The 23,465-nt window shown below is 69.3% G+C and carries 22 protein-coding genes and 1 pseudogene; 11 read left to right on the top strand and 12 right to left on the bottom strand.

The features are described 5' to 3' along the window. Positions 1-314 precede the first annotated feature (314 nt). On the top strand, positions 315-773 hold the full coding sequence (locus ACKVMH_RS08110; protein WP_412699912.1) for a DUF192 domain-containing protein: 459 nt from the start codon (positions 315-317) through the stop codon (positions 771-773). Between the two features lie 34 nt (positions 774-807). Here ACKVMH_RS08110 and ACKVMH_RS08105 read toward each other — a convergent pair whose 3' ends face one another. Further along, positions 808-999, bottom strand: a complete 192-nt coding sequence (locus ACKVMH_RS08105) for a rubredoxin (RefSeq protein WP_215219564.1) — start codon at positions 997-999, stop codon at positions 808-810. A gap of 63 nt (positions 1,000-1,062) precedes the next feature. On the opposite strand from ACKVMH_RS08105, the gene thiE reads away from it, so the two are divergent. Both thiE and hemL read left to right on the top strand, forming a co-directional pair. Further along, entirely contained in the window at positions 1,063-1,710 is a 648-nt protein-coding gene (thiE, locus tag ACKVMH_RS08100; RefSeq protein ID WP_412699911.1) for a thiamine phosphate synthase, read from the top strand. Continuing rightward, positions 1,707-2,993: a glutamate-1-semialdehyde 2,1-aminomutase gene (hemL, locus tag ACKVMH_RS08095; protein ID WP_412699910.1), complete on the top strand. Its 1,287-nt coding sequence runs from the start codon at positions 1,707-1,709 to the stop codon at positions 2,991-2,993. Before thiE ends, hemL begins: the two co-directional genes overlap by 4 nt. 12 nt (positions 2,994-3,005) lie before the next feature. Here the strand turns inward: hemL and ACKVMH_RS08090 are convergent, their stop codons facing one another. Continuing rightward, the gene (locus ACKVMH_RS08090; protein ID WP_412699909.1) at positions 3,006-4,226 is read right to left on the bottom strand and encodes an aspartate aminotransferase family protein; all 1,221 of its coding nucleotides are present in this window, start codon (positions 4,224-4,226) and stop codon (positions 3,006-3,008) included. A 109-nt stretch (positions 4,227-4,335) separates the two neighbouring features. Here ACKVMH_RS08090 and ACKVMH_RS08085 point away from each other — a divergent pair, with 109 nt between their 5' ends. After that, complete coding sequence (locus ACKVMH_RS08085; RefSeq protein ID WP_215219560.1) at positions 4,336-5,208, top strand: ion transporter; 873 nt, start codon at positions 4,336-4,338, stop codon at positions 5,206-5,208. A 1-nt stretch (position 5,209) separates the two neighbouring features. Here ACKVMH_RS08085 and ACKVMH_RS08080 read toward each other — a convergent pair whose 3' ends face one another. The 4 genes from ACKVMH_RS08080 to ACKVMH_RS08065 are packed head-to-tail and all read right to left on the bottom strand — an operon-like array spanning position 5,210 to position 7,396. Continuing rightward, complete coding sequence (locus ACKVMH_RS08080; protein ID WP_215219559.1) at positions 5,210-5,629, bottom strand: VOC family protein; 420 nt, start codon at positions 5,627-5,629, stop codon at positions 5,210-5,212. Positions 5,630-5,639: 10 nt separating this feature from the next. Then, entirely contained in the window at positions 5,640-6,455 is an 816-nt protein-coding gene (locus ACKVMH_RS08075) for an SDR family oxidoreductase (RefSeq protein ID WP_412699908.1), read from the bottom strand. A gap of 35 nt (positions 6,456-6,490) precedes the next feature. Next, entirely contained in the window at positions 6,491-7,162 is a 672-nt protein-coding gene (locus ACKVMH_RS08070; RefSeq protein WP_412699907.1) for a protein kinase family protein, read from the bottom strand. Between the two features lie 21 nt (positions 7,163-7,183). Continuing rightward, positions 7,184-7,396, bottom strand: a complete 213-nt coding sequence (locus ACKVMH_RS08065; RefSeq protein ID WP_412699906.1) for a hypothetical protein — start codon at positions 7,394-7,396, stop codon at positions 7,184-7,186. On the opposite strand from ACKVMH_RS08065, the pseudogene ACKVMH_RS08060 reads away from it, so the two are divergent. Together ACKVMH_RS08060 and ACKVMH_RS08055 are read left to right on the top strand one after the other, a co-directional pair. Further along, positions 7,353-7,652, top strand: a pseudogene (locus ACKVMH_RS08060) (DedA family protein); the annotation flags it as partial. The gene ACKVMH_RS08065 and the pseudogene ACKVMH_RS08060 overlap by 44 nt on opposite strands. A gap of 109 nt (positions 7,653-7,761) precedes the next feature. After that, positions 7,762-9,390 (top strand): phosphatase PAP2 family protein, encoded by a 1,629-nt coding sequence (locus ACKVMH_RS08055; RefSeq protein WP_412699905.1) that lies wholly within the window; start codon positions 7,762-7,764, stop codon positions 9,388-9,390. On the opposite strand, the gene ACKVMH_RS08050 is transcribed toward ACKVMH_RS08055, so the two are convergent. The 3 genes from ACKVMH_RS08050 to ACKVMH_RS08040 are packed head-to-tail and all read right to left on the bottom strand — an operon-like array spanning position 9,387 to position 11,970. Then, on the bottom strand, positions 9,387-9,968 hold the full coding sequence (locus ACKVMH_RS08050) for an LON peptidase substrate-binding domain-containing protein (RefSeq protein ID WP_215219555.1): 582 nt from the start codon (positions 9,966-9,968) through the stop codon (positions 9,387-9,389). The genes ACKVMH_RS08055 and ACKVMH_RS08050 overlap by 4 nt on opposite strands. A gap of 42 nt (positions 9,969-10,010) precedes the next feature. Beyond that, entirely contained in the window at positions 10,011-11,378 is a 1,368-nt protein-coding gene (gene mpl / locus ACKVMH_RS08045; RefSeq protein WP_412699904.1) for a UDP-N-acetylmuramate:L-alanyl-gamma-D-glutamyl-meso-diaminopimelate ligase, read from the bottom strand. Between the two features lie 13 nt (positions 11,379-11,391). Next, positions 11,392-11,970: an adenylate kinase gene (locus ACKVMH_RS08040; protein WP_215219553.1), complete on the bottom strand. Its 579-nt coding sequence runs from the start codon at positions 11,968-11,970 to the stop codon at positions 11,392-11,394. 160 nt (positions 11,971-12,130) lie between these two features. Between ACKVMH_RS08040 and ACKVMH_RS08035 the strand changes: the two genes are divergently transcribed. Further along, a complete protein-coding gene (locus tag ACKVMH_RS08035) occupies positions 12,131-13,387 on the top strand; it encodes a 6-phosphofructokinase (protein WP_412699903.1) in 1,257 nt (418 codons plus the stop codon). 21 nt (positions 13,388-13,408) lie between these two features. Here the strand turns inward: ACKVMH_RS08035 and ACKVMH_RS08030 are convergent, their stop codons facing one another. After that, positions 13,409-13,915 carry a hypothetical protein gene (locus ACKVMH_RS08030; RefSeq protein ID WP_215219551.1) on the bottom strand — a complete coding sequence of 169 codons (507 nt, stop codon included), beginning with the start codon at positions 13,913-13,915 and terminating at the stop codon, positions 13,409-13,411. Positions 13,916-14,103: 188 nt separating this feature from the next. On the opposite strand from ACKVMH_RS08030, the gene ACKVMH_RS08025 reads away from it, so the two are divergent. The 4 genes from ACKVMH_RS08025 (at position 14,104) to ppa (ending at position 19,842) form a co-directional block, all read left to right on the top strand. Next, positions 14,104-16,131, top strand: coding sequence for a sodium-translocating pyrophosphatase (locus ACKVMH_RS08025; RefSeq protein WP_412699902.1), 2,028 nt, complete (start codon positions 14,104-14,106; stop codon positions 16,129-16,131). Positions 16,132-16,289: 158 nt separating this feature from the next. Further along, on the top strand, positions 16,290-17,444 hold the full coding sequence (locus tag ACKVMH_RS08020) for a hypothetical protein (protein ID WP_412699901.1): 1,155 nt from the start codon (positions 16,290-16,292) through the stop codon (positions 17,442-17,444). Positions 17,445-17,568: 124 nt separating this feature from the next. Beyond that, positions 17,569-19,167, top strand: coding sequence for a mechanosensitive ion channel (locus ACKVMH_RS08015; protein WP_412699900.1), 1,599 nt, complete (start codon positions 17,569-17,571; stop codon positions 19,165-19,167). Positions 19,168-19,293: 126 nt separating this feature from the next. Then, positions 19,294-19,842, top strand: a complete 549-nt coding sequence (gene ppa / locus ACKVMH_RS08010; protein ID WP_215219547.1) for an inorganic diphosphatase — start codon at positions 19,294-19,296, stop codon at positions 19,840-19,842. Positions 19,843-19,980: 138 nt separating this feature from the next. Here ppa and ACKVMH_RS08005 read toward each other — a convergent pair whose 3' ends face one another. Continuing rightward, complete coding sequence (locus tag ACKVMH_RS08005) at positions 19,981-22,836, bottom strand: TonB-dependent receptor plug domain-containing protein (RefSeq protein WP_251370634.1); 2,856 nt, start codon at positions 22,834-22,836, stop codon at positions 19,981-19,983. A gap of 65 nt (positions 22,837-22,901) precedes the next feature. Continuing rightward, the coding region (locus ACKVMH_RS08000; RefSeq protein WP_412699899.1) for a helix-turn-helix domain-containing protein at positions 22,902-23,465 on the bottom strand (564 nt) is incomplete at its 5' end.

The following is a 23,465-nucleotide window of genomic DNA, read 5'->3' as shown; positions in this document are numbered from 1 at the left end:
CGCACACTGTCAAAGATCCTTGGAACCGGCCTCAGCGCCGCGTTCCGACTCGTCACCAAAGTGCCCGAGTGAGCCGCACATCTTACAGCAGATTTCGTGGCCGTCAACACCTCGTGAACCACTTCCTCTTGCCGTCCCCACCCCGTTCAGCCGGCCCGTAGACCAGCCCCGCCGTGGTGGGCCGCGCATTATGCACATCACTTCCACGTTCGGGAAGGGGCTTGGTGAAAAATTCTTCGATGACTTGCGGCGCGGTCGTCTTGACGTCACCGCGGCCACTGGCGGAAGGTCCGCGCAGCACACGGGAGATCGGAATGAGCCGCGTCAACAACACCATCAGGAACGCAATGGCCGCCATCGGACTGCTGCTTGCCGGCTGCGCCTCGGGTGATGGGCTCTGGGTCGAGCTGGCCGACCAGCGCTACACGGTGGAGGTCGCCGACGACAATGCCGAACGCGCGCGCGGACTGATGTTTCGTGACCGCCTTGCAGAGGGCCACGGGATGCTTTTCATCCACGACCGCGAGGAGCCGCAGGCCTACTGGATGAAGAACACCCGCATCCCGCTCGACATCCTGTACTTCGATGACAGCCGCCAGCTGGTGTCGCAGCAGCGCGACGTGCCCCCGTGCTCGGCGGGCAATGCCTGCCCGTCCTATCCGAGCCGCGCCGCGGCCCGCTACGTACTGGAGTTGAACGCGGGCGAAGCGGCCCGGCTCGGCCTACGGGACGGCGCACGTCTGCAGTTGGGGCCCGCCATCGTCGCGCCTTGACGGGCTGCGCCGTCGACCCGCGGCAACCGGCTCGTCAGAGCGCCATCATCTCGAAGTCGTCCTTGGTCACGCCGCAGTCCGGACAGGTCCACGTGTCGGGCACGTCCTGCCAGCGCGTGCCGGGAGCAATGCCCTCTTCCGGCAACCCCAGCGCCTCGTCATAGATGAAGCCGCAGACGACGCACATCCAGGTGCGGAACTCGGTGGTCGTGGCGGTATCGGGCATGGACGGATAATGGTTGCGGTGCGATCCCGCATTGTCCCACCCCTGCCACGGACACGAAAGCACATGGGCGACACCTTCCCCCGCGGGCTGTACGCGATCACGCCCGACGACGCCGATACCGCGCGACTGCTGCGCCGCGTCGAGGCCGTCCTGCAAGCCGGGGTGACCTGGCTGCAGTACCGCAACAAGGGCGCCGACGACGGCTTGCGCGAGTGCCAGGCACGCGAGCTCCTTTCCATGTGCGCGCACCATGGCGTGCCGTTGATCATCAACGACGACTGGCGACTGGCGGCGCGGATCGGTGCCGATGGCGCCCACCTGGGCGAGGACGACGGCGACATTGCCGCAGCGCGGGAGGCACTGGGGCCGGATGCGCTGCTCGGCGCTTCCTGCTACGACAGTGTCGAGCGCGCGCGGCGCGCAACCGCGGCAGGTGCCAGCCACGTCGCCTTCGGCGCGTTCTTTCCGTCGACCACCAAGCCCGGCGCGCGCGTCGCATCGCTGTCCGTGCTTGGAGCAGCGGCCGGCCTCGGCGTACCGCGGGTGGCCATCGGCGGGATCACCCCGGACAATGCACGGCTGCTGGTCGATGCCGGCGCGGACCTGCTGGCCGTGATTTCCGGCGTGTTCGATGCACCCGATCCGGCGCAGGCCGTCCACGCCTACCAGGCCGCCTTCCTCCCCTCGCCCACTTCCGAGACCGCCCGATGAACCACCCCCGCTCCCACGACCTGTTCGCCCGCGCCTCGCAGCTGCTGCCCGGTGGCGTCAACTCGCCGGTACGTGCGTTCAAATCAGTCGGCGGCGAGCCGTTCTTCGCCGAGCGCGCCGAGGGTGCGTACCTGTACGACGTAGACGGCAACCGCTATGTCGACTACGTCGGCTCCTGGGGGCCGATGATCGCCGGCCACGCGCACCCGCAAGTGCTCGATGCCGTGGCGCGCACGATGCGCAACGGCCTCAGCTTCGGCGTGCCGAACGCGCTCGAGGTGACGATGGCCGAGGCGATCACCTCGATCGTGCCCAGCTGCGAGATGGTCCGGATGGTCAACTCCGGCACCGAGGCGACGCTGTCGGCGATCCGGCTGGCGCGCGGCGCCACCGGCCGCAATCGCATCGTGAAGTTCGAGGGCTGCTACCACGGCCACGGCGACAGCTTCCTGGTCAAGGCCGGCAGTGGGGCGCTGACCCTGGGCCTGCCCAACTCGCCGGGCGTGCCAGGTGCACTGGCCGACCTCACGATGACGATCCCGTACAACGATTTCGATGCCGCGACCCGGCTGTTCGACGACATCGGCGGGGAGATCGCCGGCCTGATCATCGAACCGATCGTCGGCAACGCCAATTGCATCCTCCCGCGCGACGGTTACCTGCAGCACCTGCGCGAGCTGTGCACGCGGCACGGCGCGCTGCTGATCTTCGACGAGGTGATGACCGGCTTCCGCGTTGCCCTGGGTGGCGCGCAGGAGCGCTACGGGATCACGCCCGACCTGAGCACCTTCGGCAAGATCATCGGCGGCGGCATGCCGGTGGGCGCGTTCGGCGGGCGACGCGAACTGATGAGCCAGATCGCGCCGAGCGGCCCGATCTACCAGGCCGGCACGCTCAGCGGCAATCCGGTGGCGATGGCTGCAGGCCTGGCGACGTTGGCACTGATCCGCGAGCCGGGCTTCCACCAGGCGCTCGAGGCCAGCACCCACACGCTGTGCGACGGACTGGAGGGCGCCGCCCGAGAGGCCGGCGTCGCCTTCCACACCACGCGCGCGCCGGGCATGTTCGGCCTGTATTTCCGCGAAGGGCCGATCGAGAGCTTCGCCGACGCGATGGGCTCGGACGCGGCGCGCTTCGGCCGCTTCTTCCACGCGATGTTGGAGCGCGGCGTGTACCTTGCGCCGTCCGCGTTCGAGGCCGGTTTCATGTCGAGTGCCCACGGCGAGGCCGAGATCGCCCACACCCTGGAGGCCGCGCGCGCAGCCTTCGCCGCGATCGCCTGACCCGTCGTCAGGTCAGCCCGCGGTGTAGTCCGTCAGCGCGGCGCGCAACCGCGCCAGGCCCTCGGCGACGTCGACGTCGCCGATATTGAGCGCTGGCACGAAACGCAGCACGTCCGGGCCGGCCTGCAGCAACAGCAGGCCCCGGGCGATGCACGCATCAAGGATGTCACCGGCGCGGCCGGCGTGTTCGGGACGCAACGGCGCACCCAACATGAGGCCACGTCCTCGGACTTCGCCGAACACCTTGAACTCGTCGTCGAGCCGGGCGAGCCCGTCACGCACTGACGCGGCCTGGCGCGACACGTTCGCCAGCAACGCGGGTGCCGACAGCTCGCGCAGGGCTGCGCCCGCGACCGCGGCAGCGAGCGGGTTACCGCCAAAGGTCGTTCCGTGCTGGCCGAAACCAAGCCCGTCGCGTGCGCGCTCGCCCACCAGCATCGCGCCGATCGGGAATCCGCCGCCCAGCCCCTTGGCCAGCGTTACAACGTCCGGCTGCACCCCAAAGCCCTCGCAGGCGAAGAGGTGCCCGGTGCGGCCCATGCCGCATTGGATCTCGTCGAGCACCAGCAGTGCTTCGTGGCGGTCGCACAGCGTGCGCAATCCCTGCAGGAACGCGTCGGTTGCCGGCATCACGCCGCCCTCGCCCTGCACCGGTTCGACCAGCACCGCGCAGACATCGCCGGCCGCCATCGCCGCCTCCGCGCCCGCCAGGTCATTGAAATCACCGTAACGGAAGCCTTGCGGCAACGGCTCGAACCCCGCCTGGTACTTTGGCTGCGCGGTGGCGGCCAGGGTCGCCATCGTGCGCCCGTGGAAGCTGCCCCGGAACGTCAGGATCACTCGCCTATCGGGTGCGCGGCCCTGCGCCGTCGCCCACTGGCGCGCGAGCTTGATCGCGGCCTCGTTGGCCTCGGCGCCGGAATTGCAAAAGAAGACCTGGCGGGCGAACCCGGAAGCCGCCACCAGTGCATCGGCGAGCTGCAGGGACGGCTCGCTGGTGAACACGTTGCTGGTGTGCCAGAGCCGGCCCGCCTGCGCGGTGAGCGCGGCGTTGAGCGCCGGATGCGCGTGGCCGAGCGAGTTGACCGCGATGCCCGCGGCGAAATCGACGTACTCGCGGCCGTCGCTATCAAACACACGCGAACCCACGCCGTGGTCGAGCACGATCCGGCCAGGGCGGTAAACGGGCAGGAAATGGCGCTCCCGGGGCTGCGATCCAGTGGTGTTCTTCATGGGTGGCGTGGCATCGTGCGGGGCGCCAATCTTCGCCGATCCCGGTCCTGCCGGCATTTGCCGCATCCAGCGACCGGCCGGCCATCCTCCCAGCCCGACAGGAACCCCCATGCGCCTGTTGTTCACCCCGCAACTCAACCCGGCCAGCGAATCGGGTTGGCGTCGTCGCTGGTTCGACATCATCTTCCGCCACGACACGCCGCCGGCGCGCAACTTCGACCTGCTGCTGATCGTCGCCATCGTGGTCAGCGTGGTGGTGATCATGCTCGACAGTGACCCGTGGCTGCACGTCGACCACGCGCGGGTGCTGTACGCGATCGAGTGGGGCTTCACCCTGCTGTTCACCGCCGAGTACGTGATGCGGCTGCTGGTGGTGAAGCGACCGCTGCGCTACGCGCTGAGCTTCTGGGGCTTCATCGACCTGTTCTCGATCCTACCGACCTACCTGTCACTGCTGTTCCCGGGCAGCCAGGCGCTGCTGGTGGTGCGCGTGCTGCGCATGCTGCGGCTGTTCCGCATCCTCAAGCTCACCCAGTACGTCGAGGAAAGCGGCGTGCTCATCAGCGCGCTGTGGCGGAGCCGGCGCAAGATCTTCCTGTTCGTGGTCTCGCTACTCACCATCGCGGTGATCTTCGGCGCGCTGATGTATGTCATCGAGGGACCCGAGCGTGGCTTCAGCACCATCCCCACCGGCATGTACTGGGCGATCGTGACGATGGCGACCGTGGGCTACGGCGACATTTCGCCGCAGACGCCCGGCGGGCGCTTCATCGCCTCGGTGCTGATCCTGATCGGCTACAGCATCATCGCGGTGCCGACCGGAATCTACACCGCCGAACTGGCCAGCAGCCTGCGCGAGGCCGGCTCGGGCGACGAACACCACGACCACCGTGGCTGCCCCGAATGCGGGCTCGAAGGCCACGACCCCGATGCCAGCCACTGCCGCGGCTGCGGGCACCGGCTGCCGGCGCGGATGGGGTGAGTCACCAGCGGCCGGTGTTCTCCATCGACACCCACGGCTCGCTGGGCGCGAGCGCCTCGCCCCGCTGCAGCAGCTCGATCGAGATGCCGTCGGGTGAGCGCACGAACGCCATCCGGCCATCGCGCGGCGGGCGGTTGATGGTGATTCCCTGCGCCACCAGGTGCGCGCAGGTCACGTGGATGTCGTCGACCTCGAAGGCGAGGTGGCCGAAGTTGCGCGCGTCGCCGTAGTCCTCGTCGTCGTAGTTCCAGGTCAGTTCGACCTCGGCCTCCGGGTTGGCCGGTGCGCCCAGGTAGACCAGGGTGAACCGGCCTTCCGGGTAGTCGCGCCGACGGATCTCGACCAGGCCCAGCCCGTCGCGGAAGAACCGGAGTGAGGCGTCGAGGTCGCGGACGCGGACCATCGCGTGGAGATAGCGCATGGGATGCTCCTCAGAGAAACAGGTCAGGCAGCAGCGGGCGGCCGCGCTCGACCGCGTACCCGTCCAGATCGTGCACGCCTGCCTCGCGCAGCACGTCCTCGTCGATCAGGAATGCGCCACTGCGCGCGGAGGCCGGCGCGACGAGCACCGCATGGGCCGCGTCGGCGACGATGTCCGGTGTCCGGCAGCCGGCGATGTCCACGCCCGGGATCAGGTTCAACGCGTCGGTGGCGATGATGGTTCGGGGCCACAGCGCATTGATGGCGATGCCGCGCCAGGCGAACTCGGCCGCCAGGCCGAGGGTCACGAAGCTCATGCCCATCTTCGCCAGGGTGTAGCCGGTGTGCGGGCCCCACCATTTCGGATCCAGGCTGGGCGGCGGCGCGAGGGTGAGGATATGCGGGTTGGGGGCCTGCAGGAGCCACGGCATGCAGGCCTGCGCGCACAGGAAGCTGCCGCGCGCGTTGACCTGCTGCATGAGGTCGAACCGCTTCATCGGCGTTTCAAGCAGGCCGTGCAGCCAGATCGCGCTGGCATTGTTGACGAGGATGTCGATGCCGCCGAATGCGTCGACCGTGGCGGCGACCGCGGCGCCGACCTGATCCTCGTCGCGGATGTCGCACTTGAGCGCCAGGGCCTGGCCGCCGGCGGCTTCGACCTCGGCGGCGACGCTGTGGATCGTGCCCGGCAGCTTCGGGTTGGGGACCGAGGACTTGGACGCAATCGCGATGTTGGCGCCGTCGCGGGCCGCGCGCAGCGCAATCGCCCGGCCGATGCCGCGCGATGCGCCGGTGATGAAGAGGGTCTTTCCGGAAAGGGTGGCCATGGCGTGCTCCAGCGGGTTGCCGGCCATTGTAGGAGTCAGGGCTTGGGGCCTTGCCCTTCGTTGTCTTCCCACTTGAGCAGCCGCCGGGTCACGAACCGGTAGACCGGCTTGCCGGTGGCGAACCACGCGTCGCGCAGCCAGGAGTGCCGCTTCAGCACGCGCCGCTCCACCGGGGTGAGCGACTGCGGGCAGTACGTCCGCTTGTGCTTGAGCAGGTGGCGCAGGTCCTCGCGCGCGAGCAGGCGCATCCAGCGCGAGCGCGGATGACCGCGGACCGCGAGCTGGAAGTCGATGATGCCGGGGGTACCGTCGGCCAGCACCAGCCAGTTGGCTTCCTTGGCCAGGTCGTTGTGCGCCAGGCCGCGCCGGTGCAGGCCCTGCAGCAGGCGCCGCGCGCGACGGAAATAGACCAGGTCGCCGTGCGGCGGGCGCTGGTACATCGCCGCGCCGTCCATGTAGCTGCGATCAAGCCGGCGACCGTCCCAGCGCAGCAGCTGCGGCACCGCCGCCATGCCGTCGACCTGCCGCAACGCCCTCGCCTCGCGGCGCGCGAGCCACCATGCCGGTAGCCGTAGCCAGCCCGGTACGTGGCCGAGGTCGCGGCGTACGAACAGCCCGTCGTCGCCGCGCATCAGCGCGATCCGACCGAAGCTGTCGGCCTTGAGCGCGGCGACTTCGTCAGCCGGGATGGATGCGGTCGCTGGCATCCGCGCAGTGTACGCAAACCATCACCATGCCCGGCGGACCGCCGCCGCGTGGGTGACCGCGACCGGTACGGGGATGCCGGCGACCTGCCGGAATCGCGTTGCGCGCTGCCATAATTGCGCGATGAATCCGGCCTGGCTCGACAGCGCGACCGCATGGATCAGCGCGCACCCCATCGCGGCCGGCGCACTGGTGTTCCTGATCGCGTTCTGCGATGCGCTGGTGGTGGTCGGCATCGTCGTTCCCGCGCTGCCGCTGCTGTTCGCGGTCGGTGCACTGATCGGCTTGGGCCACGTCAATGGACCTTATGCGCTCGCCTGCGCCGCACTTGGCGCGTTCTGCGGCGACCTGCTCAGTTACTGGATCGGCCGCCGGTGGGGAAGCCAGCTGCGCCAGCGCTGGCCGTTCGCGCGGTATCCACAATGGCTGGATCGAGGCGAAACGCTGTTCCGCCGGCACGGGGTCAAGAGCATCGCCATCGCGCGCTTCGTCGGTGCGGTGCGGCCGTTCGTGCCGGCCATCGCCGGCACCCTGCAGATGCCCTTGCGGCGGTANCAAGAGCATCGCCATCGCGCGCTTCGTCGGTGCGGTGCGGCCGTTCGTGCCGGCCATCGCCGGCACCCTGCAGATGCCCTTGCGGCGGTACGCACTGCCGAGCCTGGTGGCCTGCATCGCCTGGGCCGCGCTGTTCCTCGCGCCGGGCTGGGCGCTGGGCCGCTCGTACGACGCGGTCGCGGCGGTGGCCGACCGGTTGGCCCTGGCGCTCGGCGCCCTCGCGCTGACGGTGGCGCTGGTCTGGGCCGGCGTGCTCTACACCTGGCGCTGGTTTGCCGAGCATGCCGACCACCTGCTCGCGCGCGTGCTGCGCTGGAGCCGCGCCCACCCGAGGCTGGGCCGCTACGCGGGCGCGCTGATCGACCCGAACCGGCCGGAGTCGGCATCGCTGGCGATGCTGGCGGTGAGCCTGCTGGCCATCAGCTGGATCTGGTTCACCCTGGTCGCGATGCTGCTCGCCAGTGGCGGCCCGCTGGCGCTGGACCATTACCTGCACGACCTGATGTGGTCCTTGCGCAACCCGCTGGCCGACCGGCTGATGGCCGGGCTGGCGAGCCTTGGCGATGCACCGGTGCTGGGCTCGGCGGCGGCGGTGACGCTTGCGTACCTGCTGTGGCGGCGACGCTGGATGGCCGCCGCCCACTGGCTGGCGGCGCTGGTATTCGGGCTGGTGCTGACAGCCGTGCTCGAGGCGGCGATCGACATGCCGCGGCCGCCCACCGCGCCGGCCGGCTTCGGCTTCCCGTCGGTCGCGGTGACGATGACCACCATCATCTTCGGCTTCTTCGCGGTGCTCATCGCGCGCGAACTGCCGGGCCGCAAGCGGGTGTGGCCATACCTGCTTGCGGGCGTGGTGACGACCGTGGTCGGCTTCGCCCGGCTTTACCTGGGTGCGCACTGGCCCAGCGACCTGGTCGGCGGCACGCTGTTCGGGCTGGCCTGGGTGCTGGTGCTCGGCATCGCCTACCGCAGCCACGTCGCGCGCTCGTTCTGGATGCGCCCGCTGGCGTTCCTGTTCTACGGCAGTTTTGTGGCCGCCGGCCTCTGGCATGCACCGCGCGCGGCCGACGACCTGCTGGCCCAGTTCACCGCCGCGCCGGCGACGCGCGTCGTCTCCATGGACGACTGGTGGAACAGCGACTGGGCCACCCTGCCGGCCCTGCGCAACGAAGGCGACCGTCGGTTGCGGTGGCCATTGGACCTGCAGGTTGCGGGGCCGCTCGAACCGCTGCAGGACGCGCTGGAGCGCACTGGCTGGCACGCGCAGCCCCAGGCGGACTGGGTTGCGACGCTGGCGCTGCTTGACGATGACCTGCCGCAGGCGCAACAGGCGGTCCTGCCGGCGACGCTCGACGCGCATGCCGAAGCGCTGCTGATGCTCCGCCCCGGCAACCGCCCGGACGAGAAGCTGGCCATTCGCCTGTGGCCGGCGCCCGCGCTGCTGGCCAACGGCACCCCGTTGTGGCTCGGCACGGCGCAAACGTTGCAGGCCAGCAAACCATTCGGTGCCGCGGTGCTGTGGCGTCCCGTCGACGACGGCGGCGCGGCCCACGCGGTCGTACGGACACACCTGGGAGGGCTGGACGTCCTCGAGGCTCCGCATCCCGACAACGCGGTGCACGTGCTCAGGATCCGCACGCAGGCGCCGGCACGCGGCCCGGCGACGGCCGACTAGTCGTCCGGGAGCAGCGAGAGCAGGCGGTCCAGCCGCTCGTGCGGGTCGTCGACCTGCAGCAGTTGCTGGCGCTGGATGTCCTGCAGCGGCAGCATTTCCACCAGTCGCCAGCCCACCCAGGCCGCGTCGTCGATGCGCGCATCCAGTGCGTCCGCGTGCTCGCCGCCGACCTGCTCGAGCACGCCCCGCAGCAACGTCGCCAGCAGGCCGTGTTCGGGACGCAGCGGTTCCACCGGATCAGGGTCGGCCCATTCCACCTCGGCCACCTGCAGGCCGTTGTCGCGCACCCGCAACTGGCGTGCATGGAACCGGCGCGCGCCGCGTACGCGCAGGGTCAGCAGCCCGTCGTCGCCGGTGCCGAAATCCTCGATCAGCGCCTCGGTGCCGAACGCCGCCGCCGCGGTGGTCTCGCTGCCTTCGTCGCCGTCCATCAGCAGGCAGACACCGAAGCCGGTGCCCTTGCGCCCGCACTCGCTGACCAGGTCGAGGTAGCGCGGTTCGAACACGCGCAGGCCCAGCGCGGCGCCGGGCACCAGCACCGTGGGCAAGGGAAACAGGGACAGGGATTCGCTCCGCATCACCACCAGCCTAGCGCAGGGCAACGTGACGACGCGGCAAAACTAGCCCGCGCGCAGGGCCGCCAGGAAGCGTCGCGGCGCCCCGTCGAAGCCGCCGTTGGACATGAACACCACGTGGTCACCCGCGCGCACCCGGTCGCGCAGCGCGGCGACCAGGGCGTCGACGTCCGGCACCGCGACGGCTTCGCCCCGCAGCTCCGCCACGACCTTTCCGGCGTCCCAGGCGAGTTCCGGACGGTGCAGGAACACCACCGCGTCGGCGTCGGCCAGCGACGGCGCCAGGGCGTCGGCATGGGCGCCCAGCCGCATCGAATTGCTGCGCGGCTCCATCGCCACGACGATGCGACCGGTGCCGACCCGCGCGCGCAGGCCGGCCAGCGTGGTCGCGATCGCGGTCGGGTGGTGGGCGAAGTCGTCGTACACGGTGGTGCCGTCGTGCTCGCCGACCAGTTCCATCCGGCGCTTGACGCTGCGGAAGGCCGACAGCGCGGGCAGGACCGATGCGACGTCGACCCCGGCGGCGTGGACGGCGGCCAGCGCCGCCAGCGCATTCATCACGTTGTGGCGCCCGAGCAGCGGCCACTGCACGTTGCCGATGGACTCCCCGCGATGGACCATGGTGAAGGCACTGCCGTCGGCTTCCAGCAACTGCGCGCTCCAGTCGAACGTACCGCCGGGATCCATGCCGAAGGTCTCGACCGGCGTCCAGCAGCCCATCGCCAGCACCTCGGCCAGGCGCGTGTCCTCGCCGTTGACGATCAGGCGCCCCCGCCGTGGCACGGTTCGCACCAGGTGGTGGAACTGGCGCTGGATCGCAGCGACGTCCGGGAAGATGTCGGCGTGGTCGAACTCGAGGTTGTTGAGGATCGCGACCAGCGGACGGTAGTGGACGAACTTGCTGCGCTTGTCGAAGAACGCGGTGTCGTACTCGTCGGCCTCGACCACGAACTCGCGGCCGCCCCCGACCCGCGCCGACACGCCGAAGTCCTCGGCCACGCCGCCGATCAAGAAGCCCGGCTCGCGCCCGGCGGCCTGCAGCAGCCAAGTCAGGATGGTGGTGGTGGTGGTCTTGCCGTGGGTGCCGGCGACCGCGATGGTGTCGCGCCCCGGCAGTACCCGCTCGCTCAGCCACTGAGCACCGGAGATGTAGCGGCGGCCGTCGTCGAGCACCTGCTCGACAGCGGGGTTGCCGCGCGAGAGGGCGTTGCCGACGACGATCTCGTCGCAGTCTGCGGAAATGTTGTCGGGCGAGTAGCCCTGGCGCAGTTCGATTCCGAGGGTTTCGAGCTGGGTCGACATCGGCGGGTAGACCGCCTGGTCGCTGCCCTCGACGACGTGCCCGAGCTCGCGCGCCAGCGCGGCAACGCCGCCCATGAAGGTACCGGCGATGCCGAGGATGTGGAGTTTCATCGGGGGTGGGCGGTCAACCGACCGCAGGCACCGGCCGCAGCGCCTCCACGATGCGGGCGAACACATCGTCGAGCGAACCGACGCCGTCGACCACGCTGAGCTTGCCGCGCTGACGGAAGAAGTCGACCACCGGCGCGGTCTGGTCGTTGTAGACCTGCAGGCGGGTGCGCACCGATTCCGGGCTGTCGTCGGCCCGCCCTTCCGCGGCGGAGCGGCCGGCGATGCGCTCGACCAGCATCTCGGTCGGCACCTCCAGCTGCACCGCGGCGTCCATCGGCTGGCCGATCCGCTCCATCAGCGCGTCCAGCGCGTCGGCCTGGGCCAGGTTGCGCGGGTAGCCATCGAGGATGAAGCCGTTGCGGGTGTCCTCCCGCGAGAAGCGGTCTTCGAGCATCCCCAGCAGGATCGCGTCGCTGACCAGCTCGCCGCGGGCCATCACTTCCTTCGCTTCCAGCCCGAGCTTGCTGCCGGCAGCGACTTCGGCGCGCAGCAGGTCGCCGGTGGAGATGTGCGGCACCTGCAGGTGCTCCTTGAGCCGCGCCGCCTGCGTGCCCTTGCCCGAACCGGGCGCGCCAAGAAGTACCAATCGCATGTGTCGCTCCTGGAAACCGAAGATCCGAACCCCGCCCGGCCGGTATCGCGCGGGGCACATGGCGTTGAACCGGCTGGCGCTAGACTCGCGCCAACTGTCCACCTGCCGGGGGCAAACGGCACCCAGTTTACCGCATCCCGGCCCCCACCCTGGAAACCACATGGCCTCGGGAACCCTGCTTTACGCCCAGTCCGGCGGCGTCACCGCCGTCATCAACGCCACCGCGTCGGCGGTGATCCAGTCGGCACGCGCCCGCAAGGTCAAGGTGCTGGCCGCGCGCAACGGCATCCTCGGCGCGTTGCGCGAGGAACTCATCGACACCTCGAAGGAGTCGATCAGCGCGATCCGCGCGCTCGCGCACACGCCCGGCGGCGCGTTCGGTTCGTGCCGGGTCAAGCTCAAGTCGCTCGAGGACGACCGCGCGAAGTACGAGCGCCTCCTCGACGTGCTGCGCGCGCATGACGTGCGCTGGTTCCTCTACAACGGCGGCAATGACTCGGCCGACACCGCGCTGAAGGTTTCGCGCCTGGCCAGGGAGTTCGACTACCCGCTGACCTGCGTCGGCGTGCCAAAGACGGTCGACAACGACCTGGCGGTGACCGACTGTTGCCCCGGTTTCGGCTCGGCGGCCAAGTACACCGCGGTGTCGGTGCGCGAAGCGGCGCTGGACGTCGCGGCGATGGCCGACACCTCCACCAAGGTATTCGTCTACGAGGCAATGGGGCGGCACGCCGGCTGGCTGGCCGCAGCGGCTGGCCTGGCCGGCAACGGTCCGGACGAAGCACCACACCTCATTCTGTTCCCCGAGCGGCCGTACGACGAGGCGGACTTCTTCGCCAAGGTGAAGGCCACGGTCGAGCGGGTCGGCTACTGCGTGGTGGTCGCCAGCGAGGGCATCCAGACCGCCGATGGCCGGTTCGTCGCCGACGCCGGCGGCGGCAAGGATTCGTTCGGCCACACCCAGCTCGGTGGCGTGGCCTCGCACCTGGCGGGCCGGGTCAAGGATGCGCTTGGATACAAGGTGCACTGGGCGCTGCCGGACTACCTGCAGCGCTCCGCCCGCCACGTCGCCTCGAAGATGGACCTGCAGCAGGCGATCGCGGTCGGCAATGCCGCGGTCGACTACGCGCTGGCCGGCATGAATGCGGTAATGCCGGTCATCGTGCGCACGTCCGAGGAGCCGTACCGCTGGACCATCGAGCCAGCGCCGCTGACGAAGATCGCCAACCGCGAGAAGAAAATGCCGGCGGGCTTCCTGCGGCGCGACGGTTACGGCATCACCCAACGTGCGCGCCGCTACCTGGAGCCGCTGATCCGCGGCGAGGCGCCACCACCGTACGGCCGCGACGGGCTGCCGGCCTACGTGTCGCTGAAGAACGTCGCGGTGAAGTCGCGGCTGGCGCCCTGGGCGGGCTGAGCGGGGTGGGCGCCGGCCCGATCAGTCGCAGCCCTGGCCTTCCACCGTCATCGACGCGGCGAACGTGGTGACGGTGGCCAGCTTGTCGGCCTTGGCGGCGGCGGCGGAATCACCCAGGTAGATGCGCGCGCGGCCCTGGGCATCGAGTGCCGGCGGCGCCGCATCACCGGGCTTGCGCCAGACCTCGACCACCGCTTTCCGGGACGGGCAACCGGCGCTCGGGACACTGATGCGGTCATTGAGCAGCCAGCCGTCGGCGGTCGACGGCTTCGCGTCCGCCGCGTCGACGAAGCGCGCGCGCGGCTGGCAGTTCGGACTGGTGCGCACCACGGCGAACCGGTAGGGCTCGGCGGCCTCGCCGGTGAACATGCCTTCCAGCCGGGCACAGGCCTCCGGGATCGAACGCAGGGTGTGGGCCGCCCCGACGGCCTGGGCGGACGCCTCGGGGCGGTCGATCTCGGGTTCGGCCGCGAACGCGCCGGTAGCGACCAGCGTGGCCGCGGCAATCATCAGGACAGTGGGGCGCATGGCGGGCTCCGGGGAATTCGTCGGGCGAGGCTCGCATGCGCCGACTGAATGTCCCGTCGACAGGCGCGGGGGGCGCTGTGCCATAGTCGCGCTGTTGCCGGCGGTTCAGTTCGCCGTGCCAACCAAAACCGAATGTGCGGCAATCCGAAATTCCACTTAGTCCACTTCATTCATTGGGGGAGGGGTTCATGCTGGAGCAGTACGGTTTGGCCTTGGCGCTGGTCTGCGCCGTCATCGCGATCCTGTACGGGATCATCTCCGCGCGCTGGATCAGCGCACAGCCCGCCGGCAACGAACGCATGCAACAGATCGCCGGCGCGATCCAGGAAGGCGCGCGCGCCTACCTCAACCGGCAATACCTGACGATCTCCATCGCCGGCGTGGTGCTGTTCCTGCTGATCGGTTTCTTCCTGGGGTGGTCGACCGCGGTCGGCTTCCTGCTCGGCGCAGTGCTCTCGGGCGCAGCGGGCTACATCGGCATGAACGTCTCGGTGCGGGCCAACGTGCGCACCGCAGAGGCCGCCCGCAAGGGCATGGGGCCGGCGATGGACGTTGCGTTCCGCGGCGGCGCGATCACCGGCATGCTGGTGGTCGGGCTGGGCCTGTTGGGCGTCGCCGGCTACTGGTGGGTGCTGGGGGAGATGGGCATCGTCGGCGAGGCCGCGCTGCACGCGCTGGTCGGGCTCGCATTCGGCTCGTCGCTGATATCGATCTTCGCCCGCCTGGGTGGCGGCATCTTCACCAAGGGCGCCGACGTCGGTGCCGATCTGGTCGGCAAGGTCGAGGCCGGCATTCCCGAGGACGACCCGCGCAACCCGGCGGTGATCGCCGACAACGTGGGGGACAACGTCGGTGACTGCGCCGGCATGGCCGCGGATCTGTTCGAGACCTACGCGGTCACCGTGATCGCGACCATGCTGCTGGGCTACCTGATGGCCGACGTGGTCGGGGCCAATGGCGCGCTCTATCCGCTGGTGCTCGGCGGGGTGTCGATCATCGCCTCGATCATCGGCGCGATGTTCGTCAAGGTGAAGGAAGGCGGCTCGATCATGGGCGCGCTGTACAAGGGCGTGATCGTGTCGGCGGTCCTCGCAGCGATCGCGTTCTACCCGGTCACCACGATGCTGATGGACGACTTCGCCACCGGTCCGCTCAACCTGTACTTCTGCGCCCTTGTCGGCCTGGCGCTGACCGGTGCGATCGTGTGGATCACCGAGTACTACACCGGCACCCAGTTCAAGCCGGTGCAGCACATCGCCGCGGCATCCACCACCGGACACGGCACCAACATCATCGCCGGCCTGGGGGTCTCGATGAAGTCGACCGCGTGGCCGGTGATCGCGGTCTGCGTCGCGATCTGGGGCTGCTTCGAGCTCGGTGGCCTGTACGGCATCGCGATTGCCGCGACCGCGATGCTGTCGATGGCGGGGATGATCGTCGCGCTCGACGCCTACGGCCCGATCACCGACAACGCCGGTGGCATCGCCGAGATGGCCGAGCTGCCGCCGGAGGTGCGCAACGTGACCGACCCGCTGGACGCTGTCGGCAACACCACCAAGGCGGTGACCAAGGGCTACGCGATCGGTTCGGCGGCGCTGGCGGCGCTCGTGCTGTTCGCCGACTACACCCACAACCTGCAGGCCAGCAATCCCGGCGAAGTGTTCGCCTTCGACCTGTCCGACCACGAGGTGATCATCGGCCTGCTGATCGGCGGCCTGATCCCCTACCTGTTCGGCGCGATGGCAATGGAGGCGGTGGGTCGGGCGGCTGGTGCGGTGGTCGAGGAAGTACGCAGGCAGTTCCGCGAGATCCCGGGGATCATGGCCGGCACTGGCAAGCCCGACTACTCGCGTGCCGTCGACATGCTGACCCGCTCGGCGATCCGCGAAATGATCATCCCCTCGCTGTTGCCGGTCGCGGTGCCGATCGTGGTCGGCCTGCTGCTGGGGCCGAAGGCGCTGGGCGGGCTGCTGATCGGCACCATCGTGACCGGCCTGTTCGTGGCGATCTCGATGACTACCGGCGGCGGCGCGTGGGATAACGCCAAGAAGTACATCGAGGACGGCCACCACGGCGGCAAGGGCAGCGAGGCGCACAAGGCGGCCGTCACCGGCGACACCGTCGGCGACCCCTACAAGGACACCGCCGGCCCGGCGATCAACCCGCTCATCAAGATCATCAACATCGTCGCGCTGCTGATGGTGCCGTTGCTCTAGGCGGGGGATGCAACCGCGGTATCCAGGGAGGCGGCCCCCGCGGGTCGCCTCTTTTTCTCCAGCCCGACCCGCGGGACACTTGATCCGCATCAATCCCCCGGCGCCTCGCCGCGCGCATGCTGCGACCGACGCGCACCGCGCCCCAACCGGTGAACCCGATGATCCGCCTTGCTCCCTCCTCCGCCGCGGCTGGCTCCCTGGCCCTGCTGCTCGCCCTGGCCGCCACGCCTGCATTTGCCGCCGACGACCCGGGCTGGAACGCGTCGGGCGACCTGCGCGGCGGCTGGTTCGCCGGCCGCACCACCGCACGCGACGGCACCGTCACCGACAACGACGCGTTCAACGCCCGCCTGCGCGTGGCAATCCAGAACGCCTTCGCCGACAACTGGACTGCGCGGGCACGCGTGGCCGGTCGCTTCAGCAGCGACCAGGAGGACGTGCAGGCCTACCTGCGCGGCTACGCCAGCACGCGCACGGGCACCGCGTTCGGTGACGTAACCCTGGACGAGGCCTACCTCGCCTACGCCGCGCCGGACGACGGCATGCGGCTGCGCGTCGGCCGCTTCCAGACGGTGTTCAACCTGCCCGGCGTCGCGGCCAAGAGCCTGGACCGCGACGACAGCCCCAACACCGACGTCACCTGGACCGACGGTGTCCATCTGGACATGCCGATCGGCGCCGGCTGGCGCGGCCACGCGATCGCCGAGCACCGCCACCGCCGGGGCACCGGCGTCACCCGCGCGCCGCTGGACTTCAGCGATTCCGGCAGCCGGGTGTCGACCTTCCTTGCCGTCGAGAACAGCGAGGCCTGGGGCCCGGTGAGCCTGCGGATGCTGTCGCTCACCTGGATGCCCTCCAGCCTTGCGGTCGCCGGCGCGGCCAGCGACGCGCGCGACGACTACCTCACCGCGGACGCTCGGCTGGCTGCCACCTGGCCGGTCGGTGGCAACGGCATGAAGCTGGTCGCCGGGGCGGAACTGGCGTACGCCTTCGACACCCCACCGGACGCGCGGGTGGGCACCGGTGGCGATGGCGACGCCGACGGGCTGGCCTGGCAGGTCGCTGCCAGCCTCTACGAGATGGCCCCGGGCCACAACATCGGCATCGCCCACGGCGAAGTCGGCGCCGGGTGGTTGATCTCCCCCGATTTCCGGCCCAATGACCGGCTGACGGAGGTCCGCTACCAGTGGAAGTTCGCCGAGCGCACCTCGATGGAGGCGCGCGTGCGCGAACGGCGCGAGCTGGAGCACCCGGCCGGCACGCGGGCGCGGCTGGACCGCGACGTCTACGTGCGGGTGTCGCACCGGTTCTGAGGCGCCGCCGTACGCACGTGGTGTTCACTCCCTGTTTGTGAAGGTCAACGGGTCGCCGGGATCGCGGCGGCCTGTTTACTTCGGCACGGCATGTCTTGCCGTGCCCCATAGGGAGGGACCTCACATGCAACCTACCTGGCAAGATTCCCTGCAGCATTCGTTCGGGCCGCACCTGCCCTACATCCTCGGCGGGATCGCGATCCTGCTGGTCGGCTGGATCGTCGCGCTGGTCGCCGGCTCGCTGACGCGGAAGGGCCTGGACGCGGCCAACGCCAACCAGCGCCTGGCCGCGCACACGCAGTCCAAGGTCGACATCGAGCGCATCGCCGGTCGTATCGTGTTCTGGGCGATCCTGCTGATGGCGGTCGTCGGCGCGCTCAGCGTCATGCACGTCGACGGCGTGACCGGGCCGTTGGCCGGGTTTGTCGGCACCATCATCCCGGCCGCGGTACTCGCGCTGGTCGCATGGCTGGTGGCGACGCTGGCCCGGGTGGTGGTCAACAAGGCCCTGGCCGCGACCCAGCTGGACGAGAAGCTGTCGGAGAAGGCCAACGCCCAGCCGATGTCCCACACCCTCGGAAACGTGGCCTTCTGGCTGGTGCTGCTGCTGTTCCTGCCGGCGATCGTCGGGGTGCTGCAGATCGAAGGGTTGATGGAACCGCTGTCGGCGATGATGACCAAGCTGCTGGCGATGCTGCCGAACCTGCTCGCCGCCGCGATCATCGGCGTGATCGGCTGGATCATCGCCAAGGTGGTGCGCGGGATCGTCAGCAACCTGCTCGCCGCAACCGGCGTCGACCGCTTCAGCGAGAGCAACGAGAACACCCGTGGCATCCGGCTGTCGCAGCTGGGCGGGACGCTGGCATTCGTACTGGTGATCGTGCCGACGCTGATCGCCGCGCTGGATGCGTTGCGGATCGACGCCATTTCGCAGCCGCTTACGCGGATGCTCAACGAGTTCCTGCTCGCAGTGCCGAACGTGCTGGCCGCCGCGGCAATCCTGATCCTGGCGTGGTTCATCGGCCGCTTCGTGGCCGGGCTGGTGACACGGCTGCTGGCCAACCTCGGCTTCGACCTGGTGCCGCAACGCATCGGCCTTGGCCATGCGTTCGCCACGTCGTCAGACACCGTGCACAGCGATGGCACCGCGGGCGCGGCCACCGGCACCGTGCATTCGGCCGACACCCTGGCCAACGGGCAGCCCGAGCAGCGCCGGATCGTGACGCCGCCGGGTGTCGACGCCGCGCCCGTGGCAGGCCCCGGGATGCCGAGCCTGTCCGAACTCGCCGGCAACGTGGCGCTGTTCTTCATCATGCTGTTCGCGACCGTCGAGGCGGCCGGGCTGCTCGGGTTCGGCGGCGTGCATGCGCTGCTGGAGCAGTTCATCGCGTTTGGCGCCGACATCCTGCTGGGGCTCGTGATCTTCGTGGTCGGCTACTGGCTGGCGGACCTGGCCGGGCGGGCGATCCAGCGCGCCAACCCCGAGGGCCGCGGGCTGGCTCGCATCGCCCGGATGGCGATCCTCGGCCTGGTGGTCGCGATGGGCCTGCGCGCGATGGGCGTGGCCGACGAGATCGTTAACCTCGCCTTCGGCCTGGTGCTTGGCGCGGTGGCCGTGGCGGTGGCGCTGGCGTTCGGGCTGGGCGGCCGCGAGGCCGCAGGCCGCGTGACCGACCGCTGGGCGAGCCAGTACCTGGATCGCAAGCCGCCTTCAGGGATGTAGCCGGGGAGCGCGCCGGGCGGGCAATGCAACGCCCGTCCGGCGCTGCTGCGCTGCAGCAGCCAGCGGAGTAAAATGGCCGGCTTTCCGGCCGCCCGACGCGGCCTCCCCCGCACACTGGAGCACCGCATGGGCCTGGACCTCGTCCCGACCGGCAAGAACCCGCCGGACGAAATCAACGTCATCATCGAAATCCCCAAGGACGCAGAGCCGGTCAAGTACGAGGTCGACAAGGCTTCGGGCGCGATCTTCGTCGACCGCATCCTGTCGACGCCGATGCGTTACCCGTGCAACTACGGCTATGTCCCCCACACCCTGTGCGGGGACGGCGACCCGGCCGACGTGATGGTGATCCTGCCGCTGCCGCTGATCCCCGGTTCGGTGATCCGCTGCCGCCCGGTCGGCGTGCTGAAGATGAGCGACGAGGCCGGCAGCGACGAGAAGCTGCTGGCGGTGCCGGTCGACAAGGTGTTTGCCGGCTACGCGCACATCGACGACATCAACAAGGTCAGCCCGCACTGGTGCGAGCGCATCGGCCACTTCTTCGAGCACTACAAGGACCTGGAGAAGGGCAAGTGGGTGAAGCTCGACGGCTGGGGCGACGCCAGCGAGGCCAAGAAGATCCTGGTCGAGTCGATGCAGCGGTTCGAAGCGTCGGCGGAGAAGCCGAACTTCTGAGTCGCTGGTCCTGCGCCACAGGAAAAGCCGCCTCCGGGCGGCTTTTTTTTGGCCGCGATGTCGCGCGGCAACCATCAAAAAAGAAGCGGCCCCGTTTCCGGGGCCGCCTCCTTCAACTCACTTCGATCGACGGGTCGATCAGAAGCGCTGCTGGTACTTCATGTACACGAAGCGGCCGATTTCGAAACCACCGTAGTACGGGTAGTTGCTGTTCGGCTGGGTGAACATGATCGGACCGGCGTGGTCGAACACGTTGTTGGCACCAACAGCGACGGTCGCGTTCCACGGGGCCTGCCAGTTCAGCTGCAGGTCGTGGAAGGTGTTGGAACCGGTGTGGCGCTGCGCGGCCGGCTCACCATTGGAGTAACGGTCGGGGTCGGTGCACGGACGGTTGGTGACGCACGACTCGTTCATGCCCGAGTAGTAGCGGGCGGTGTACGAGGCGCCGAAGTTGCCCATCTCCCAATCCACGCCCAGGTTCGAGCGCAGGCGGAAGATGCCCGGGGTGCCAACGTAGCCGACGGTGATCGGGTCGCCGTCCGCGTTCTCGCCGGCCTGGTCGTAACGGCTGGTGTAGGTGTTCTGCCAGTCGACCGAGAAGTTGCCGAAGCTGGTTTCCGGCAGCTTGTAGCGCACGCCGACGTCGTAGCCTTCGGTCTCCATCTGGCCGAGGTTGGCGAGGCCGTAGAACATGCCGGTGATGTGGCCGTCCGCGGCGCGGGTGACGTTGGCCTGCGCGCAGCGGCTTGCATCGCCGAGCACGTAGCAGTCACGCAGGATGCGGTCGACGCTGTCCGAGATGATCATGTCCTCGATCTCGTACTGGTACCAGTCGACGCTGATGTCCAGGCCCTGCACCCAACGCGGGCTCCACACCAGGCCCATGGTCTGGCTGGTGGAGGTTTCCGGCAGGAGGTTCGGGTTGGAACCGGTGAAGAACTGGTCCGGCGTCTGGCACGGGTAGCTGGTGCACGGCACCAGGCCCTGGCCCAGCTGCACGTAGCCGACCGGCACGCCAGCGGCGGTGCAGGCCGCGTTGCCGTTGACGCTGCCGACAGCGTCCACACCACACGGATCGGTGTAGTCCTCGAAGCTGCTGCCGACGCCGCCGTACAGGTTGTCGATCGACGGAGCGCGGAAGCCCTCGGCCACGGTGCCGCGGACGAGCAACTCGTCGACCGGACGCCAGGTGAAGCCGAACTTGCTGTTGGTGGTGTCACCGAAGTTGCTGTAGTCGGAGTAGCGGCTCGCGACGTTGAAGGTCAGCTCCTTGGCGAAGGCCATGTCGGCCAGCACCGGGATGTTGAGCTCGACGTAGAACTCGTCCAGCGCGTAGTCACCCTCGGTGGTGGTGGCGGCCAGGCCGGTGTACTCACCCGACTGGGCGAACGCGTCCGGCACGAAGCGGCCCGATTCCTTGCGGTGCTCGTAGCCCATCGCGATGCCCAGGTCGCCCGCCGGCAGCTCGGCCAGCGAACCCGACACGTTGGCGGTGTAGCTGGTGGTGCGGGTGGTACCGGTATCGGTGAAGTACGGGAACATGAAGGTCTGCAGGTCGGCATCGGCCAGCGAACCCTGGCCCGCGACGCCGTTCGGCAGCAGCGGGTTCCACGGACGGCAGTTGTCCAGCGAGATCGGGTCGGCGGCAGTGCCGCACTGGGCGATGCCGTCACCGTTGATGAACGACGGGCCCAGGGCCTGGCGGGTCGCGATCAGGCTGGCGTCGCCGTGGCCGGTCTTGCTCAGGCTGTTGCGGTTGAGCAGCGCGCCAACGTCCCAGTCCCAGTACTTGTCGGCCAGCTGGAAGAAGCCCTTGAAACCACCGGCGAAGCGGTAGGTCTCGAGTTCGCTGCGGGTGGTGCGCGGCACTTCCCACAGGCGGCGGCGGAAGTCGATGTCCTCGCCGACCGGATTGAACGCGCTGTCACCGGAGAGCTGGGTGTCGAACGCGAGCGACTGGTACGGGTAACCGGCGATCTGCTGGTCGGTGATGCGCTGGTTGTACAGCACGTCGGCGTCGAACGAGATCGAGTCGCTGACGTCGTAGGTGGTGCTGGCGAACACCGAGCGGCGCTCGATGCCGGTGCGCAGCATCATCTGCAGGTTGGAGTTGGCGTTGTCGGCCGTGGTGTGCGGGCGGTAGTCGGCCAGGTTGGTCGGGTCGCCGCCATCGGACAGGGTGCACCAGGTGTCGGCGCCGCCCGGGCCACACGGGCCGTACCACGAACCGTTCTGGCTGACCGGGCTGAAGCCCGAGCCCGGGTAGTCCGGACCGGCGTTGCCCCACTTGGAGAACCAGCGGTCACCGGCGAAGACCGGTTCTTCCTTCGAGTACTCGACCGAGAGGGTCGTGCCGCCGCGGTCGCTGGTCTGGCCGACGGTGAACGAGTACTGCTGGGTCTCGCCGTCGCCTTCGCCGAACTGGCCGACGTACGCGGTGGCTTCAGCGCCTTCGAAGCGCTTGCGGGTGATCACGTTGACCACGCCGGCGATCGCGTCGGAACCGTAGATGGCCGAGGCGCCGTCCTTAAGGATTTCCATCCGGTCGATGGCCGACATCGGGATCTGGCTGAGATCCTGGTAGCCGCCGGTGGTCGCGCCCAGGCGCTTGCCGTTGACCAGCACCAGGGTGCGGTTGGCGCCCAGGTTGCGGATGTCGATGTAGTAACCGCCCACGTTCTCGCCGGAGGCAAGGGCCTCGGAGCGGGAGATCGCCGGGGAGCCGGCCGAGGTCAGGTTCTGCAGCACGTCGGCGACGGAGGTGAAGCCCTGCTTCTGGATCTCCTCACGGCTCAGCGTGACGATCGGCTGCTGGGTCTCCATGTTCACGCCGCGGATGCGCGAACCGGTCACTTCGATGCGATCGAGCGTGGTCGCTTCCTGGGCAGCCGGGGCGGCTTCCTGCGCACCGGCAATGGCCGGTACAAGTGCGACAGCGACGGCAGCCGGCAACAGGCCGAGCCGCATCGCGGGACGCAGATTGCGATGAGTCATTTATCTCTCTCCAGATAATCGTTATGGGCGTGTTAAACGCCTCGCCCAAGCTACGGCCCGCCGGGCTACGCCGCTTTGCGATCGAGGCCCGGTGTCTTTGCCGAATCTGTCCTCGCGGCCATGGCCGCGGTGATCTTCGCGTTATGCCGGTAGGTACTCGCCGACATGCCGTGGCGGGCGCGGAACGCCCGCGCGAAGCTGCAGCAGTTGTCGAAACCGCAGGCCGCGGCCACCTCGCCGACCATCATCGGGCTGCCCGCCAGCAGGTCCGCCGCCCGCTCCAGCCGCAGGCGCGCCGAGGCGGCCTGCGGGCTTTCGTCATAGAGCGCGTGGTAGGTCTTGGAGAAGTACCAGCTGGAGAAGCTCGTCAGCTCGGCCAGCTCGCTGATGCGGACGACCCGGTCGCAGTGGCCTTCCAGGTACATGCGCGCACGCTGCATCCGGCCGAAGACCTGGCGCTTGCGTGAGCGGGAGCGGCCCGGGCAGCGCGTGATGCGGGCACTGAGCTCGTGCTGGATGGTGGCCAGGTGCATCAGCAGCGGCCGCAGCGCGGCGACCTCGCCACTGCCGTCGACCGCCTGCAGGGCGGCAAGGCGCGGCCGGGCCCCGCGCCAGAGGCGGGCGAACAC

This window comes from Lysobacter zhanggongensis (assembly GCF_046638635.1).
In the GTDB taxonomy this organism is placed as follows: domain Bacteria; phylum Pseudomonadota; class Gammaproteobacteria; order Xanthomonadales; family Xanthomonadaceae; genus Novilysobacter; species Novilysobacter luteus.
Note: the sequence above shows the minus strand (reverse complement) of the source record. Positions and strands in the feature narration are given on the sequence as shown.